The following is a 16,869-nucleotide window of genomic DNA, read 5'->3' as shown; positions in this document are numbered from 1 at the left end:
TTTTAGTTCCTCCGATACGGATGCGGCCTCGAGGGCACGGGGTCGTAGCCGCCGACATGCAAGGGATTGCAGCGCAGAATCCTTTTTGCAGCAAGCCAACAGCCACGCATAACACCATATGATTCAATAGCTTCAACAGCATACTGTGAACAAGTCGGGAAGTATATACACGAGTCAGGTAGAAGGGGCGATATGCCCTTTTGATACACGTGTATGAGGGCGACCGCCATCCCCTTCAGAAGTCTTTTGATACTACCGAACGGAGACATGCAGATCGGCCCTCTCACAGAGCTTGCAAAGCGCTTCAATCATTTGTTGCGGCGAAGAGTCGCGAGTGCGAGGGGTAGCGAACAAGATAATGTCGTATCCATCGACGGGAAGCTTCACGGCGCGGGCGGCCTCGCGGAGCACGCGCTTGGACCGGTTGCGTACAACGGCGCAACCAAGCCTTTTTGCAGCAACGAAGGCGACCCTACCCGGATCGCCTTCGTTAACTGCATCACATATAACCATTCTAATCAGGGGATGGTTATAGCGCCTTCCCTGAGTGAACGCACGCTCGAACTCCAGCCGAGACTTCAATGTTCTCATGCGAGTTGCGTGAGTTATTTGTCGCTCACCGTGAGACGCTTGCGGCCCTTGGCGCGGCGACGGGCGAGAACGGCACGGCCGCCCTTGGTCGCCATACGGGAACGGAAGCCGTGGGTCTTGGCGCGCTTGCGCTTGTTAGGCTGGTAGGTACGCTTCATGGTTAATATCCTCCTGCTGCATTTCGTCTGCTCACATAGACACGTGAGCTTAGAGATTGTATGGAATAAGGTGCAAGAATGTCAATGTATCTTGCCTGAAAGATTGGCAAGAAACCAGTGATTTTCACTGTTCGTCCAACTCTCACCATTTCTTCAAGAAGCGTTTCATGTTCTTCCACGGACTTTTCCACAGGTTGTTGGCATGTTGTTAATAACTTTTCGGTTCTTTTCTTCACTTTTCAACCGATTGGGAAAAGTTGTTGAAAGGTGCGGAACCTTTCGCAACAAGCTGATATTCTTGAGAGACGTCACGAAAGATTGAGAAACGCACCATGGCAGATGACTTTTATCCCTTTGTGGATTCGGGCGATCCGGCACCGGACAACGCCCATTTAAATGGAATAACCTCGCCGGCGGGGACCCAGATTGGAGCTCCCGCTACCGAGTCGTATACCACTCGGATCGCGGTATACGACGACATGCTCTCCACGCCGCGCGTGGTAGTCATCACTCAAAACGACGTGAGGGCATATCTGGAGGAGGTTACCAACACCGTATATAGATGCATGAAAGAGCAGGGTGGAAACATCTCCCTCATGGTGATCCGCGAGATTGTGGAGAACTTTATCCATGCTCGCTTCATGGAGCCGATCATCTCCGTGCTTGATGGAGGCTCCACCATCCGCTTTGCAGACCAAGGTCCCGGCATCGCCGACAAAGAGCGGGCATTTGACTTTGGCGTGACCTCGGCGGACAGGGAACAGAAGCGCTATATCAGGGGGACCGGAGCTGGGTTCCCTATGGTCCAGCAATACCTGGAAAACGTTGGCGGAGCCATCTCGATAGAGGACAACCTTAATAAGGGGACCGTCATCACCGTAAGCGTTGACCCCGCACGGGTCGCCGAGATCGAAGCGGCGAGCGCGAGGGGAGCGTCGGTGCGCAGCGGACACCCGGCGGTAAACACCAACGTGGGGACGCACGTCCAGCCCACCCCCTTTAACCAGCAGGCCGCGCCGCAGCAGCCAGTACAACCCTATGGAGCAATGCCACAAGGTCAGATAGCACCCGAAAGCGGCGCAGGCGCTCAAGACGCCATGCAACGCGCCATGGATGCGGCAGGCGTGCAGCTTGATGCATCGTCCGCCTACCAAGACTACGGCGAACCCGCGCAGCAAAACCCCTATGGCGTCGCATGGCAAAACGGACAGACGACGGGGGGCTACCAACAACAAGGCTGGGGAGCCGCCGCAGGCGGGCCCGGAACGGCAGGAACAGGGATGCCGGCGGCGGGACCCAGCCCGTGGGGGCAACAGCACCCGCAGCAGATGCAGCAGAGGCCGCCCCAGCAATATGCAAACCAGTACCCGCCGCAATTCCAACAACCCTACGCGCCGGGATACCCCTATCCGGGGTATCCCCCGCAAATGGGACAAGTTCCCCCCATGGGAATGGGGTATATGCCCGCGCAGACGCCCTACCCGACATATCCGCAAGGTATGGGTCAAATGGGGCAGCCCCAGCCGCAGGTAAACGGCGGCATGCCGTATATCAACGAGCGAGGGCGAGAGGCGCTGCAGTACCTGGCGACATATGAGATGTGCGGCCCTACGGACCTCACCACGGCGTACGGACACTCCAATGCAACATGGTCGCGAGAGCTCAACGCGCTTACGGCGGCCGGACTCGTGGCAAAGCACGGCCAGAAGCGAATCCTCACCGACATGGGGCGCTACTGGTTACAGGAAAACCAATAGGTCGGATAGCTGATACAGGAGACTCATGGAAAGCGAAGCTCAGATACTTCTTGATGACGCCATCGCGTTCTGTCAGCGCGACGGCCAAAGCGATCGGCTTGTAAACATGCTCAGCCAGTCAACACCGGTGGAGCTGGACGATGAATCGCTCTATATAGAAGCGCCCAGCAGGTTTGCGGTGGCGTTTCTTGAAAAGAACCGCTCAGTTGTCGAAGCTTACCTGGAAGAGATAGCGTTTATGCCCATCTCTCTGGTGGTGCAGGCTCCCGCTGGCTCGCACACCGGTGCGGTGAGGCCGACCATACCGGCAGCACCGGCGGCGGCGCAGGACACGCCTGTGATGGCCACGACGGAGGTTCCTCGTCCGCATCAAACCAATGCGATGCCGGAGGCGATTGCCGCCAACGCGGCCGGGGTGGATATGCCCCAAATGGCGGCGCCGCACATGGCGGTCGAGCCGGTTGAGAAGCCAATTGAAAACCCCTTTGACCTGGAAGCCGCCTTTGCAAAGCCTAGGGTAACTGTGGAAAACGACGCTGCGGGATTCGCCACGGCACCAGGTCCCATGTCATTCGCCCCCGCAGGGGAGCATGGCGGCGTAAACGTGACCAATACCATGTCACGCGACCAATTCAACAGAATGTTCGCCCAGATGAAGGGCGTCGAGACCGGACAGACGGTGCAGAAGAAATCGATCGAGCCGGCAGGAAGCGGCGCTCCGATGACGGACGCAAGCGATCAGCCCGTCGCCAACCCCATAGGATCCAAGTTCACGTTCGACAACTTTGTCTACGGAGACGAGAACAAGCTCGCGTACCACTCCGCCATGCGGTTTGCGGCGTTTGCGGACGAGCCCGGCCAGTACAACTCGCTATTCATCTACGGAGGAAGCGGGTTGGGTAAAACGCACCTGCTCCTGGCCATCAAGAACCACCTTGCCGCCAACAAACCGCATATCAAGGTAAAGTACGCCAATTCGCAGGCCTACATCGACGACTTCATCAACGAGATCGCCCGCCAAAAGACCGAGGGCCGCGCGATACTGCGCGAGTACCACGAGGCAAACGTCCTGATTATCGACGATATCCAAAACATCATTGGTAAGCAGGCGAGCATCGAGTACTTCTTCAGCCTCATGGACGAGTTCATCCGCGAGAACAAGAAGGTTGTCATCGCATCGGATCGCGCGCCCAAGAATCTTGGTATGGACGAGCGCCTGACTAGCCGCTTTAACGCGGGCATGCTGTGCCTGGTGTCCGAACCGGGCTTTGAGATGAAGTACATGATTTTGAAACGCTACTACGAGAACACCATCAAGGGCGGAGACGGCCTCAACGGCATGAACGTGGACCCGTCGCTTTTGGGCGCATTCCAAACAAACGATGGCACGCTCACCGACGAGCAGCTGCGCCATATGGCGGAGATCTCCGGCAACAACATCCGTGAGCTGGAAAGCTACTGCGAACGATGCGCGAGCCTCTCATTTGAGCGCGAGCAGCAGGGAGGCGAGCTCACCACCGAGGATATCGAGAAGGTTGCCAACGAGTACTTCGATACCGCACGCAAGATCATCCGCATCGACACCGTCCAAAAGGTGGTGGCGGACTTCTATCACCTGCAGCCGGAGGATCTCAAGGGCACCAGGCGCACCAAGGAGATCGCGTTCGCGCGCCATGTGGCCGTCTACCTGTCGAACTCCCTGTGCGAAATGACCTCGTCCGCTATTGGCGCGGAATTTGGCGGGCGCGACCATTCGACCGTACTCAACAGCCTTAAGGTAGTTGAAAGCAAGATCAAGGAAGATCGCCGCATTTGCGACGACCTACAGAAGCTAAAGAATAAGATTGTCCTTCAGTCTCAGTCATAAACAGACAGGAGTATCCAAACTCACCGCCGCAAAAGCGCCTGAAAGCCCGTGAAAGGCGGTGAAAAGCTTGTGCAAACCCGCGGGAAAGGATGTGAAAGAAACGGCCTACTCGGTGGGAAAAGAACCCACACCCTTTGACCTGTTGATAACTGGCTGAGTTTTCAACAGGTCAAAGCGCACTGTTTTTCAGTCCCCTACCTGCAGAAATATTAGTAATCCACAGCGTCCACCGACTTATTACTATTATTAGATATATATCTATATAGAGAGGAATAAAAGATGAAGTTCACCGTTAGCCAATCCGCTCTCTCCGAGGCACTGGCAACCGTAATGAAAGGCATAGCCGGAACCTCTACGCTTCCCATCCTCTCGGGTGTGCTCATCAAGGCGGTGGACGGAGTCTTGGAGTTCCAGACTTCTAACTACGCCATCGCCATTCGTCATCGCATCGCCGCGCGCGTGGACGAGGAGGGGGCGATGGTGGTTCCGTGCAAGATGCTCTCTAACATCACCAAGACCCTGCCGGATGCGGCGGTGACGTTTGAGGTCGAGGAGCGCCAAGTAAGCATCACGTGCGAGAAAAGTTCCTTTAGGCTCAACACGCTTGATGTGGGAGACTTCCCGGAGTTTCCCACCTATGCGCTTGAGAGCACGGTGGAGCTGCCGGCGAACATCTTGTCCGAGATGGTGAGCCGCGTGTGGCGCGTGACGTCCACGGATAAGAACCGTCCCGTCCTCAACGGAGTCTATATGACGGTCGAGAACAACACCATTCGCCTGGTGGCTACGGACTCCTACCGTCTGGCGGTGTGCGACACGCAGGTGGAGACGTCCTCGCTTGAGGGCAGCTTCGAGCTCAACGTGCCCGCGGAGGCGTTCAACGACGCCCTTTCGATCACCGGCGGCCAAGGCACCATCATGATTGGCTCGACCGACACCCAAGTTGTCTTTGAGGCGGGCAACACCACGTACGTGTCGCGCCGCATCGAGGGCATGTATCCCAACTACAAGGCGCTGCTGCCCCAGACGTGCACCACGACGGTCAAGATCGACGTCGACGCGTTCTCGTCCGCATTGAAGCGCGTGGCCGTCATCGCCCAAAACAACTCCGCCGTCAAATTCGACATCAACGTCGAGGACGGTACCCTGGGTCTCTCTGCCATCTCCAACGACCAAGACGTTGCACGTGAAACCGTGGACGTGGAGGTCGAGGGCGACAGCGGCGTCATCGCGTTCAACTACCACTACATCTTTGGCTGCCTCAACGTGCTGTCGCGTGAAAAGGAGATCACGCTCGAGCTTCAGTCTTACGCGCAGGCGGGCGTCTTCAAGAGCTACGACAAGATTAACTACCTCTATCTGGTCATGCCGGTTCGCATCTAGTCGCCCATGAGCATTCGCGTCTCCAGTTTGTCGGTATACAACTTTCGCAGTTTCGCCGCGTACGACCTGTCGCTCGGCGAAGCCGTTAACGTGCTTGTTGGTCGTAACGCCGCGGGCAAGACCAACCTTGTCGAGTGCCTGCAGCTGCTGACGTCCGGCCAGTCGTTCAGAAGACCCTCGCCCCGCGACCTGGTCCGACAGGGCGCCGAGGCGTGCCGCGCGCAGTGCACGCTTGAGGGCGAGGGACGCTTGCTTGAGATGGGGCTGGCGGTGGCGGGGTCGCGCCGCACGTTTTCGCGCAACGGCAAGAAGGTGACCGCGGCTGGTGTGCGCGGCGTTCTGCCCAGCGTGCTGTTCTGCCCCGACCACCTTGACATGGTGAAGCGCTCTGCCAGCGTGCGCCGTGCCGCCCTTGATGACTTTGGCGTTCAGCTCAACGAGCAGTATGCGCGCTTGGTTTCAACGTATGAGCGCACAGTCGAGCAGCGAAACAACCTGTTGAAAGAGCCCTACGTGGATCGGGGCCTGCTGGCGGCGTGGGACGAATCGATCTCTGCGACCGGCGCCGCCCTCACGGTGCACCGCATGTCGCTTTTGGCCCGCATCCGCGAGCATGCCGCCCGTGCATACGGCGCCATCGCCCCGGGCGAGCTGCTGGGCATCTCCTACTCCCCTTCGATATATGGGGACGAATATACGGCGGGGGACAAGATCCCGCAGCGCGGGGAGGTACAGGAGCAGTTCTTGCGCGCGCTTGATGAGCGGCGGGACGAGGAGCTTCGCCGCGGCATCACCCTGACCGGCCCCCATCGCGATGAGATCCTATTCACCATAGACGGGCGCGACGCTCGGTCGTTCGCCTCGCAGGGTCAACAGCGCTCCGTGGTGCTGGCGTGGAAGATCGCCGAAGTCGCCGTCACGCGCGATATCCTGGGCCGTCCGCCCTTGCTGCTGTTGGACGATGTGATGAGCGAGCTTGACGCATCGCGCCGCGAGTCGATCATGCATTTCATAGAGGATGGCGTTCAGACGGTTATCACCACTACAAACCTGGGTTACTTTAGCGATTTGGTGCTGGAGGAGGCGAAGGTCGTTGAGGTTGACGAATAGGGACGAGATGAGCGGCGAGACCCGCGGCCTGGGTGGATACCTGGCGGAGGAGCGCAGCCGTTTGTTTGACGGCGCCTCGCCCAAAAAGCGCGAGCAGATGCTTGCCGCAGAACGGACGCGTGAGGTCTATCGCGCGTGGAACGCGGTGTGCGCCCACACGCGCGAGGGGTCGCATGCGACCGGCTTGCACTACAGGCCCGAGCCAAACGAGCTAATCGTTTACATGGATTCCGCGGCGTGGACGCAGGAGATGACCATGTTGCGTGAGATTATCCGCGCGCGCATGGCTGCCACGGGTGTAGACGTGGCGGGTCTGGTGTTCATGACGTCCAAGGAGGGCTACGCGAGCCGCGCTTCGTCCGCCGCCGCTGCAGGGACGGCCGCAGGGACGAGCGGTTCGGCAGATTCGCCCGCAAAAGGCCCCGCGGGCTCATCGTCCGCACGCAGGGCTGCAAAGACTCCGCCCCCGCATAAGGATCTCACCCCGGCGGAGAGCGCCGTGATTGACCGCGAGGTCTCCGGGATCAAAGACCAAAGATTGCAGGAGGCGCTCAAATCGGCCATGAAAGCGAGCTTTGAGTGGAGGAAGGGCTTGGATGCCCAAAACAAGGCGTAAATGGGCGCTGATGGGCTTGTAGAGCTATTTGGTAGTTACGTAGGCTCCCATTTCAAGCGTGTATCATAGTGACGTTAGTCTTTTATTTGAATGAGAGGGAGTTCGCGTGGCGAAAGAGGAAGAATACGGTGGAGGCGAGATCAAGGTCCTTGAGGGTCTTGAGGCCGTCCGCGTCCGTCCCGGCATGTACATCGGTTCGACCAGCTCGACGGGCCTGCACCACCTGGTGTGGGAGATCGTCGACAACGCGGTCGACGAGGCCATGGCTGGCTTCTGCTCCAAAATCGAAGTCACCGTTCATGGTGACAATTCCATTACCGTCGTCGATAACGGCCGAGGCATCCCGGTCGACATGCACCCTGTAAAGAAGATCCCCACGCTCGAGGTCGTCATGACCATCCTGCACGCCGGCGGCAAGTTCGATAACTCTGCATATAAGGTTTCCGGCGGCCTGCATGGCGTTGGCGTCTCCGTTGTAAACGCCCTGTCCAAGAAGATGGTTGTCCAGGTTGCTCGCGACGGCAAGATTTACGAGATGCAGTTTAGCCGCGGCAAGACCACTCAGAAGATGGAGGAGGTCGGCACTTCCGACCATACGGGCACTACCGTCACCTTTTGGCCGGACGAGGAGATCTTCGAGACCACGGTCTACGACTACGACATCTTGCACGACCGCCTGCAGCAGACGGCGTTTTTGAACAAGAACCTCAAGATCGTCCTGACCGACGAGCGCGAACTTTCTCCCCACGCGGAAGAGTTCTGCTACGCCGGCGGCATCATCGACTTTGTGAAATTCCTCAGCCAGGGCAAGGACATCCCCGACGGCCTCAAGGACCCCATCTACCTGTCCGGTGCCTCCGAGCCGGATGCCCCCGTCGAGCGCACCGGCGAGGTCGAGGTCGCCATTCAGTGGAACTCTTCCTACTCTGAGACCGTGATGAGCTTTGCCAACGATATTCGCACCATCGAGGGCGGCATGCACATGGAGGGCTTCCGCGCGGCGCTTACCAGCGTGATCAACGATTACGCCCGCAAGAACAGTATCTTGAAGGAAAAGGATGGCAACCTCACCGGCGATGATGTGCGCGAGGGCCTCACCGCCGTTGTGTCCGTCAAGCTGGCCGACCCGCAGTTCGAAGGCCAGACCAAAGCCAAGCTCGGCAGCTCCTTCATGCGCGGACTGGTCCGCAAAATCGTCTCCGACGGCTTGGCCGATTACCTGGAAGAGCATCCCAAGCAGGCGCGTGAGATTATCAAGAAGGCCCAGCAGGCGTCCAAGGCTCGCAACGCCGCTCGCAAGGCCCGCGAGGCGACCCGCCGCAAGAGCCTGTTGGAGACCGCGAGCCTTCCGGGCAAGCTAGCCGACTGCTCGGTTCGCGACGCCGAGATGACCGAGCTCTTCATTGTCGAGGGCGACTCGGCAGGCGGTTCTGCTAAGGACGGCCGTCGCCGAGACATCCAGGCGATTCTGCCCCTGCGCGGTAAGATCTTGAACGTTGAGCGCGTGGGAGACCACCGTGCGTTTTCCAGCGATACCATCCAGTCTTTGATCACTGCTATTGGCACCGGCGTCACCAACGGCACCGGCGACGGCGGAGACTTCGATATCACCAAGGCTCGCTACCACAAGATCATCATCATGACCGATGCAGACGTCGACGGCGCGCACATCCGCATCCTGCTGCTGACGTTCTTCTACAAGTACATGCGCCCGCTGATCGACGCCGGCTACGTCTATGTCGCCTGCCCGCCCATCTTCGGCATCAAGGTGCGCAACAAGATTCACTACGTGTACCCCAACGGTCGCCAGCCCGAAGAGGAGATTTTGCGCGATACCATCGTTGAGCTTGGCCTCAATCCGGACGACGACGGCGATGACGCTTCCGGCAAGGTGACCAAGAAGCGCCGCGGATATACCGTCCAGCGCTACAAGGGTCTGGGTGAAATGGACCCCAAGCAGCTGGCGAGCACCACCATGGATCCCAAGACGCGTATTCTGCAGCGCGTGACCATCGAGGATGCCGCTATTGCCGATCGCGCGGTCCGCGAGCTGATGGGAAATCAGGTTGAGTTCCGCCGCGCCTACATCGAGAAGCACGCGCACGACGCCCGCTTCCTCGATGCCTAGGGCAACTGCTTTTGGCAATCCCCTGCGCGACATACGCGCGCTGAGCACTGAATGACCACGAGAAACCAGGAGGTCTTACGTGGCAGACGATATGAACAACGAGATTGGCGGCGACGAGACCGCGGGCCTGCCCGACGATCTGAAGCGCTTGCTGGCCCGCGCCGAGGATGATGGCGACGCTGCGGCCTACGACCCGGACGCCGATTCGGACGAGGAAGAAGAAGATGACGAGGAGCTGGAGGAGAGCTTTGGCGCGGTGGATCGCGGCGAGGCAGCCGGAGAAGACGTTAACGGCGGCTCCCTGCAGATCAGCGAGTTCGGCCGCGAGATGAAGCAGTCCTTCATCGAGTACTCCATGTCGGTCATCACCGCGCGCGCCCTGCCGGACGTTCGCGACGGCTTGAAGCCCGTTCACCGCCGTATCCTCTACGCAATGAACGAGAGCGGCATCTTCCCCAACCGCCCGCATAAGAAGTCCGCTTGGACGGTCGGCGAAGTTATCGGTAAGTACCATCCCCATGGCGACTTCGCGGTGTACGACACCATGGTCCGCCTGGCGCAGTGGTTCTCCATGCGCACTCCGCTCATCGACGGCCATGGTAACTTTGGCAACATCGACGGCGACTCCGCCGCGGCCATGCGCTACACCGAGAGCCGCCTGGCCAAGCCCGCCATGGAGCTGCTTCGCGACCTGCAGAAGGACACGGTTGACTGGGGTCCCAACTACGACGAGTCCCTGGCAGAGCCCAAGGTCCTGCCCGCCCGCTTCCCCAACCTGCTGGTCAACGGTTCTTCCGGCATCGCGGTTGGCATGGCTACCAATATTCCGCCCCATAACCTTTCCGAGGTTATCGAGGCCACCTGTATGCTTATCGACAACCCGGACGCCACCTGCGAGGAGCTCATGACGGTTCTGCCGGGACCGGACTTCCCCACCGGTGCCCTCATCATGGGTACCTCCGGCATCCGCCAGGCTTACGAGACCGGCCGCGGCTCCATCACCGTGCGCGCCAAGGCCCATGTTGAGTCCACCAAGACCGGTCGCAGCCGTCTGGTCTTTACCGAGATCCCCTATCAGGTCAACAAGGGAACCCTGCAGGAGAAGATCGCCCAGCTGGTGAATGAGAAGCGCATTGAGGGGATCTCGGATATGCGCGACGAGTCTACCCAGAAGGGCATCCGCCTGGTTATCGAGCTCAAAAAGGGCGTTATTCCGCAGGTGGTTCTCAACAACCTGTACAAGTACACCTCGCTGCAGAACACCTTTGGCGTGAACAACCTCGCCTTGGTCAACGGCGTGCCCAAGTGCCTGTCGCTGCGCGAGATTCTCTCCCACTACATCGACCACCAGGTCGACGTGGTTACCCGCCGCACCCGCTTTGACCTCAAGAAGGCACAGGCCCGTGCACACATCCTCGAGGGCTACCTTATGGCTCTCGACCATATCGACGAGGTCATCTCGATCATCCGCTCCTCCCAGACGGATGCCGAGGCCAGTTCTCGCCTGATCGAGCGCTTTGGCTTCAGCCCCGAGCAGACCACCGCGATTCTCGAGATGAAGCTGCGCCGCTTGACCGGCCTCGAGCGCGACAAGATCGAGGACGAGTTGGCCGGCCTGCGCCGCGCGATCGCCTACTACGAGGACCTTCTCGCCAACGAGCACAAGATCCTGGGCGTCATCAAAGAGGAGATGCGCGAGATCTCCAAGAAATTTGGAGACAAGCGCCGCACCGAGATCACCCGGGCGGAGAGGGACCTGGACGTCGAGGACCTTATCGCGGACGAGGACATGGTCGTCACCATCACCCATACCGGCTACGTCAAGCGCATTCCCGTCGAGACCTACCGCTCGCAGAAGCGCGGCGGCAAGGGCGTGACCGGCGTCAACCTCAAGGAGGACGACGTCATCGCTGAGATGTTTATCGCCAGCACCCACGAGTACGTGCTGTTCTTCTCCAACAAGGGCAAGGTCTACCGTTTGAAGGTCCATGAGCTGCCCGTTGGCAGCCGTCAGGCGCGCGGTACCGCAATCGTCAACCTGCTCCCCTTTGAGGAGGGCGAGAAGATCGCCAGCGTCATCTCCTGCCGCGAGTTCCCGGGCAACGAGTACCTCATGTTTGCCACCGCCAACGGCATGGTGAAGAAGACGGTCATGAGCGCTTACGACCGCAGCCGCCGAGACGGCATCATCGCCATCAACCTCAAGAACGGTGACCGCTTGCTTGATGTTCGCCGCGTGCGCGAGGGCGATAAGGTCATCATGGCCACCACGTCGGGCAAGGCGATTGTGTTTGCCGAGGACCAGGTGCGCGCCACCGGCCGCGATACCAGCGGCGTTCGTGGCATCACTATGAAGGATGGTGCCGAGGTGCTGGGCATGGAGATCTCCAACGGTACCGGCGACCTGTTCGTCATCACCGAGCGCGGTTACGGCAAGCGCACTCCCGTTGCGGACTATCCCGAGCAGAACCGCGGTGGGCAGGGCGTTTATACCATCCAGATGACCGACCACAAGGGCAGCCTCGCCGCCATGAAGACGGTGGGACCGCAGCACGAGCTGTTCATCATCACCGAGGGCGCCACGGTTATTCGCGTGAAGACCGAGGACGTGTCTCAGACCGGTCGTGCCACGCAGGGCGTCAAGATGATGAGCGTTATCGATGGCGACCGCGTTACGGCTGTGGCCCGCATGACCAGTTCGGAGGAGAAGGACAAGGCGCCCGCCGAAGCGGACGATCAAGTTGACCCTGATTCCAGCGATGCCGATGGAGAGATGCCCGCGCCCGATGACGAGCGCGTGGACGTTGACGGCGGCGACGAGGCTCCGGAGGGTCTGCTCGAGGAGTAGGGGTTCCAGAGGGATATATCGCGCGGGCGCGTTTGAGCGATTGGCCGCGACGCCTCCGCAGGGAAAAACGAGTGACGGGAGGGGTGCTTCGGCGCCCCTCCTTTTGCGTTTGGCGACAATTGTGTATGCGCGCGCCCGCCGCCAGGGGTATAAAAGCTCAATGTGACGACCAATGCGATGACGGCTCACGGCAAGAAATCAAAAAAGGGGGCTGCATGGATAGTTCTTCGATGCTTCAGCAGATGACCCTGCAGCAAAAGGCCTCCTTATTGGCGGGAGCGTCCCATTGGGACACCGTGCGAGTGGACGAGGTCGGGCTTGAGTCTATCGCGCTGTCCGACGGCCCCCACGGCCTGCGCCATCAGTTGGGCGCCGCGGATCATCTTGGTATCAACCAGAGCGTTCCGTCAACCTGCTTTCCCTCTGCCTCAGCCCTCGCCTGCTCTTTTGACCCCAATCTGGTTTTATCTGTGGGCGCCGCTATTGCAGATGAGGCGGTCGACCAGGGCGTATCGGTTGTGCTGGGGCCCGGTGTCAATATAAAGCGCAGCCCTTTATGCGGGCGTAACTTTGAATATTTCAGCGAGGACCCCCTGCTTTCCGGCGAGCTGGGTGCCGCCATGGTCCAAGGCATCCAGTCGCGCGGCGTCGCGGCGTGCCTCAAACATTTCGCATGCAACAACCAAGAGCTCGCCCGCCTGGTAAGCGATTCGGTTGTGGAAGAGCGGACCCTGCGCGAAATCTACCTCCAGCCCTTTGAGCGCGTGGTCAAAAAGGCGCGTCCGTGGTCGATTATGACGGCGTACAACAAGCTTAACGGCACGTATTGCTCGCAAAACGCTTGGTTGCTGCAAACCGTGCTGCGCGAAGAATGGGGCTTTGACGGCGCCGTGATAAGCGACTGGGGCGCCGTGAGCGGCGTGGCCGAGTCCATCGCCGCCGGTCTAGACCTCTGCATGCCCGGCCCTCGTCCAGATTACGCCCCTACAGCCCTGGCGGCCGTGCGCCGCGGAGCGCTGGATGAAAGGTGCGTGGACCGCGCTGCGGGCCGCGTGATCGATCTTGTGGAGCGCACGCGCCCGACGCGCAGCTCTCGTGCCTCCTCCTTGTCCGCAACGACTGACGGCGACCCTGCGGCGGGCGAGTCGGTCTACAAGAGGAGCGCCCGCCTCGCCGCCCGCGCCGCGCGTGAAAGCGCGGTATTACTTGAAAACAACGGTATCTTGCCGCTTGGCCCAACCAAGACGGTCGCCGTTATAGGCGCCTTTGCAAGGGAGCCGCGCTTCCAAGGTGCCGGCTCGTCCAAAATCAATCCCCGTGAGCTCGATTGCGCGCTGGACGAGTTCAAACGCCGCGGTATCTCGGTCTCGTTCTCCCCTGGATACGATGCGTATTCGGGTGAGGCGTCCGACGTTCAAGTTGAGCAGGCGGTCGAGGCGGCGCGCACGCATGACGTCGCCGTGGTGTTCGCCGGCTTGCCGGATAGGTTCGAGTCCGAAGGATTTGATCGCAAGCTCATGGTGATGCCGCGCGGCCACTGCAGCTTGATCGAGCGCGTGTGCCGTGAAAACCCCAACACCGTGGTGGTTCTGCAAGGTGGTGCCCCCATGGAAGCGCCCTGGAGACGCATGCCCGCCGCGATTATGGCGATGTACCTGTCGGGATGCCATGGCGGCTCCGCAACGGTTGATTTGCTATACGGCGATGCGAATCCGTGTGGAAAGCTTGCCGAAACGTGGCCGGAGCGGCTGGGGGATACCGCTTTGGGTGCAAGCTATCCCGACTTTGACCGCGAGGTTCTCTATCGCGAGGGCATCTACGTGGGGTATCGCTATTTTGATGCGGTCGGCGCGCGCCCGGCATGGCCGTTTGGCCATGGTTTGTCCTATACCGCGTTTGCCTACGGCCGGCCAAAGCTTGCCATGCCTCTTTCCTGCGGTGAATCTACCCGCCCGGCCGTCTTCCGCGTTGAGGTTGATGTGGAAAACGCTGGTTCCATCGCCGGCGCCGAAGTGGTGCAGCTCTATGTTTGCCCGCCTTGCGAGTGTGCCTTCCATGAGCCGCGCCGCCTCGCCGCGTTTGCCAAGGTGCGCCTTGCGCCTGGCGAGCGCTCTCACGTGACGCTTGAGTTTGGCGAGATGGAGCTTCGATATTGGGACGCCGCGCGTCACGCGTGGCGCGTGGATCAGGGCGACTACGAGCTTTTGGTTGGCTCTTCAAGCCGCGATATCCGAAGGAGCTGCTCCCTTCACCTCGCAGCCGATACAGCGCCGTTTCCCGTGTCTGCCGACCGTTCCGTCCTCCTCGCCGACCGCTCGGCGCTCGCGGCGTACTGGCGCCCCGATGCCACTCGGTTTGATGAGGAGTCTTTCAAGGCGCTTTACGCGGGTCCTCTTCCCGCTCGCACGCCCATCGCGCCGTTCACCATCGATTCGTCCGTGTCAGAGATGGCCTCCACGCCTTTTGGTCGACTAATGGTTCGCGTGGTGGAGCATGTTATGGATGAGCCCGTGAAAAAGATGGACGAGGACACCAGACGCATGATGCATGAAATTGTCTCTGATCTGCCTTTGCGCCAGCTCATCTCAAGCGGATTTTCAATGCGGACCGTCCATGGCTTGGTCGATATGCTCAACGGTAGGTATATTCGCGGCTTTACGCGCGCGGTGGGTACGTACAGGCGCATCAAGAAGGCCCTGCGAGAGCATGCGCCCGCCTTGACCGCGCACTTCGACCGCTCGGGCGATAGCGAGGAGTGAGTTCCGTGAGGCTCCCGGGTGCGCGCGTGCAAAAGAGAAAGCCCCGCGACTGCATGGTTGCGATCGCGGGGCTTGATGGCGGCCGGCATGTGGGTGGCCGATGCGTCGATAATGAGGTGCGAAGAGCAGCGCGCGGATTTTCGTCCGCTTAGAAATCATCCGGAGAAAGCGTCTGGACAAATTCGTCGAATCGCTCGATCTCTTCTTCGGCGTTGTCGTCCGAGCGGGCAGAGATACTGCCGGCGCGGTTCATGACATCGTCCTCAACGTAAATGGGGGCGTTGACGCGCACCGCCAATGCGAGCGCATCGCTTGGCCGCGCGTCGATAGAGAGTTCCTTGCCGTCTTTGTCGAGAACCACCAGGTCCGCAAAGAATACGGGAAGGTCGACGCGGTTGATCTCCACGCGCTCGACCTTGGCGTCGAGTGCCGTAAGGGCGGCATTCATAAGATCGTGCGTGATGGGGCGCGGCTCCTCCGTGCGGTCAATTCCACGGCTGATGGCCGCCGCCTCGAATGATCCGGTTTGAATGGAGAGCGCGCGCGGCGGTGCTCCGGCACCCACGGACTCGTTGCGCTCGCGCAGCACGATAACCGAGGGGACGGGGCCGGCGGCCATAATAATGGTTTCGATATCAACGCGAATCATTATGGCACCTCCTCCAAGTTAGAAATCATAAGGGTTGGCTGGGTCTCCCATCCCAAGCCGGGTAGTAATAGTACCCAATTCCAACGTGGATGCTATGGGAAACATGGCAACGACACGCGACGGCCAGCTTTCTGCTGAACGGATGGGCGGGGCTTGGCTTTGCGGGTGTCGAGAGGCCGCGATGGGGCGAGGCGGGCCTTGCGTTGGGCGACATTTAGCTGCCGCATGCGAAATTTGAAAAGAAAAATGCCTTGTGAACTGGGAGAATAAGAGAGTTGGAAAAAGATTCCAACTTTTTTGGAAAAAGTCGTTGACTCCGATTCCAACAAAGGGTTATTATACCACTCGTGCGATGGACCTGTAGCTCAGTTGGTTAGAGCGTCCGGCTGATAACCGGGAGGTCACAAGTTCGAATCTTGTCAGGTCCACCATTTTTCTTTCGCAATAAACACCCCAGCGAGAGCCGAGTCGCCGCTGGGGTGTTTATTAATGGGGGTTTAGCTCAGCTGGGAGAGCGCGGGCTTTGCAAGCCTGAGGTCAGGGGTTCGATCCCCCTAACCTCCACCATTGAATGTATGAGGGCATCCGCAAGGGTGCCCTTTTTAATATGAGAAAGCCATTGTCAAGAGGCAAAAGCTGCCAGGTCCGGAAATTTCTTTCCGGACCTTCTCGTATTACGACCGGTCGGGCCCGCGCGGATGCTCGTTAGTCGTCGCTCGCCTGGCAAGCTAATATCCGCGGGCTCGTGGCGCGGCGTGCGGGTTCAGGTATGTCGCCGCGCGCTACCGCATTTCGATTCTGCGTCCGGGACCGTCGTTTCGAAAAACCTTGGAGTCTCGATAGTCGGGCGCGGCCCTCGGGCTGCCCATAAAAAGGGTCGTGAGCCGGTCCCGGCGATGCGTCGAAGCGCGGGCCCTCCCGGCGGGAAGGCTATGTGGGCCCCGGGGAGCTACGCGAGCGTCCCCTCGGCGCGCCTGCCGACCTCCCAGGCCCAGCAGGCGAG

12 protein-coding genes and 2 tRNA genes are annotated in these 16,869 nt (G+C 59.9%); 10 read left to right on the top strand and 4 right to left on the bottom strand.

Translation table 11 applies throughout. The features are described 5' to 3' along the window. Positions 1–2: 2 nt before the first annotated feature. From yidD to rpmH, 3 genes are read right to left on the bottom strand one after another with little or no spacing between them, the layout of a single operon-like run. Positions 3–230 carry a membrane protein insertion efficiency factor YidD gene (yidD, locus tag HMPREF9452_RS11670; protein ID WP_232205058.1) on the bottom strand — a complete coding sequence of 76 codons (228 nt, stop codon included), beginning with the start codon at positions 228–230 and terminating at the stop codon, positions 3–5. A 22-nt stretch (positions 231–252) separates the two neighbouring features. Then, entirely contained in the window at positions 253–591 is a 339-nt protein-coding gene (gene rnpA / locus HMPREF9452_RS09965) for a ribonuclease P protein component (RefSeq protein ID WP_009142010.1), read from the bottom strand. A gap of 14 nt (positions 592–605) precedes the next feature. Continuing rightward, positions 606–749 (bottom strand): 50S ribosomal protein L34, encoded by a 144-nt coding sequence (rpmH, locus tag HMPREF9452_RS09960; RefSeq protein WP_009142009.1) that lies wholly within the window; start codon positions 747–749, stop codon positions 606–608. A 332-nt stretch (positions 750–1,081) separates the two neighbouring features. On the opposite strand from rpmH, the gene HMPREF9452_RS09955 reads away from it, so the two are divergent. The 8 genes from HMPREF9452_RS09955 to HMPREF9452_RS09920 all read left to right on the top strand — a co-directional run bounded on the left by HMPREF9452_RS09955 (position 1,082) and on the right by HMPREF9452_RS09920 (position 15,217). Continuing rightward, positions 1,082–2,506 carry an ATP-binding protein gene (locus HMPREF9452_RS09955; protein ID WP_009142008.1) on the top strand — a complete coding sequence of 475 codons (1,425 nt, stop codon included), beginning with the start codon at positions 1,082–1,084 and terminating at the stop codon, positions 2,504–2,506. Positions 2,507–2,531: 25 nt separating this feature from the next. Next, positions 2,532–4,373, top strand: coding sequence for a chromosomal replication initiator protein DnaA (locus tag HMPREF9452_RS09950; protein WP_009142007.1), 1,842 nt, complete (start codon positions 2,532–2,534; stop codon positions 4,371–4,373). Positions 4,374–4,652: 279 nt separating this feature from the next. After that, complete coding sequence (gene dnaN, locus HMPREF9452_RS09945; protein ID WP_009142006.1) at positions 4,653–5,756, top strand: DNA polymerase III subunit beta; 1,104 nt, start codon at positions 4,653–4,655, stop codon at positions 5,754–5,756. Between the two features lie 6 nt (positions 5,757–5,762). Further along, a complete protein-coding gene (gene recF, locus HMPREF9452_RS09940; RefSeq protein ID WP_009142005.1) occupies positions 5,763–6,866 on the top strand; it encodes a DNA replication/repair protein RecF in 1,104 nt (367 codons plus the stop codon). Continuing rightward, positions 6,856–7,482: a DUF721 domain-containing protein gene (locus HMPREF9452_RS09935; RefSeq protein WP_232205057.1), complete on the top strand. Its 627-nt coding sequence runs from the start codon at positions 6,856–6,858 to the stop codon at positions 7,480–7,482. Before recF ends, HMPREF9452_RS09935 begins: the two co-directional genes overlap by 11 nt. Before the next feature lie 106 nt (positions 7,483–7,588). After that, complete coding sequence (gene gyrB / locus HMPREF9452_RS09930; RefSeq protein WP_009142003.1) at positions 7,589–9,610, top strand: DNA topoisomerase (ATP-hydrolyzing) subunit B; 2,022 nt, start codon at positions 7,589–7,591, stop codon at positions 9,608–9,610. A gap of 91 nt (positions 9,611–9,701) precedes the next feature. Then, positions 9,702–12,458, top strand: coding sequence for a DNA gyrase subunit A (gene gyrA / locus HMPREF9452_RS09925; protein WP_040363027.1), 2,757 nt, complete (start codon positions 9,702–9,704; stop codon positions 12,456–12,458). Positions 12,459–12,673: 215 nt separating this feature from the next. Next, the gene (locus HMPREF9452_RS09920) at positions 12,674–15,217 is read left to right on the top strand and encodes a glycoside hydrolase family 3 C-terminal domain-containing protein (protein WP_009142001.1); all 2,544 of its coding nucleotides are present in this window, start codon (positions 12,674–12,676) and stop codon (positions 15,215–15,217) included. Between the two features lie 148 nt (positions 15,218–15,365). On the opposite strand, the gene HMPREF9452_RS09915 is transcribed toward HMPREF9452_RS09920, so the two are convergent. Next, positions 15,366–15,866 carry a bifunctional nuclease family protein gene (locus tag HMPREF9452_RS09915; protein ID WP_009142000.1) on the bottom strand — a complete coding sequence of 167 codons (501 nt, stop codon included), beginning with the start codon at positions 15,864–15,866 and terminating at the stop codon, positions 15,366–15,368. A gap of 354 nt (positions 15,867–16,220) precedes the next feature. Between HMPREF9452_RS09915 and HMPREF9452_RS09910 the strand changes: the two genes are divergently transcribed. Beyond that, positions 16,221–16,297, top strand: a tRNA-Ile gene (locus tag HMPREF9452_RS09910). Between the two features lie 60 nt (positions 16,298–16,357). Then, positions 16,358–16,433: transfer RNA gene (locus HMPREF9452_RS09905), tRNA-Ala, on the top strand. The last annotated feature ends 436 nt before the right edge of the window (positions 16,434–16,869 follow it).

The organism is Collinsella tanakaei YIT 12063, assembly GCF_000225705.1.
Classification (GTDB): Bacteria; Actinomycetota; Coriobacteriia; order Coriobacteriales; family Coriobacteriaceae; genus Collinsella; species Collinsella tanakaei.
The sequence above is the reverse complement of the archived record's forward strand: the minus strand, read 5'-3'. Positions and strand labels throughout refer to the sequence as shown.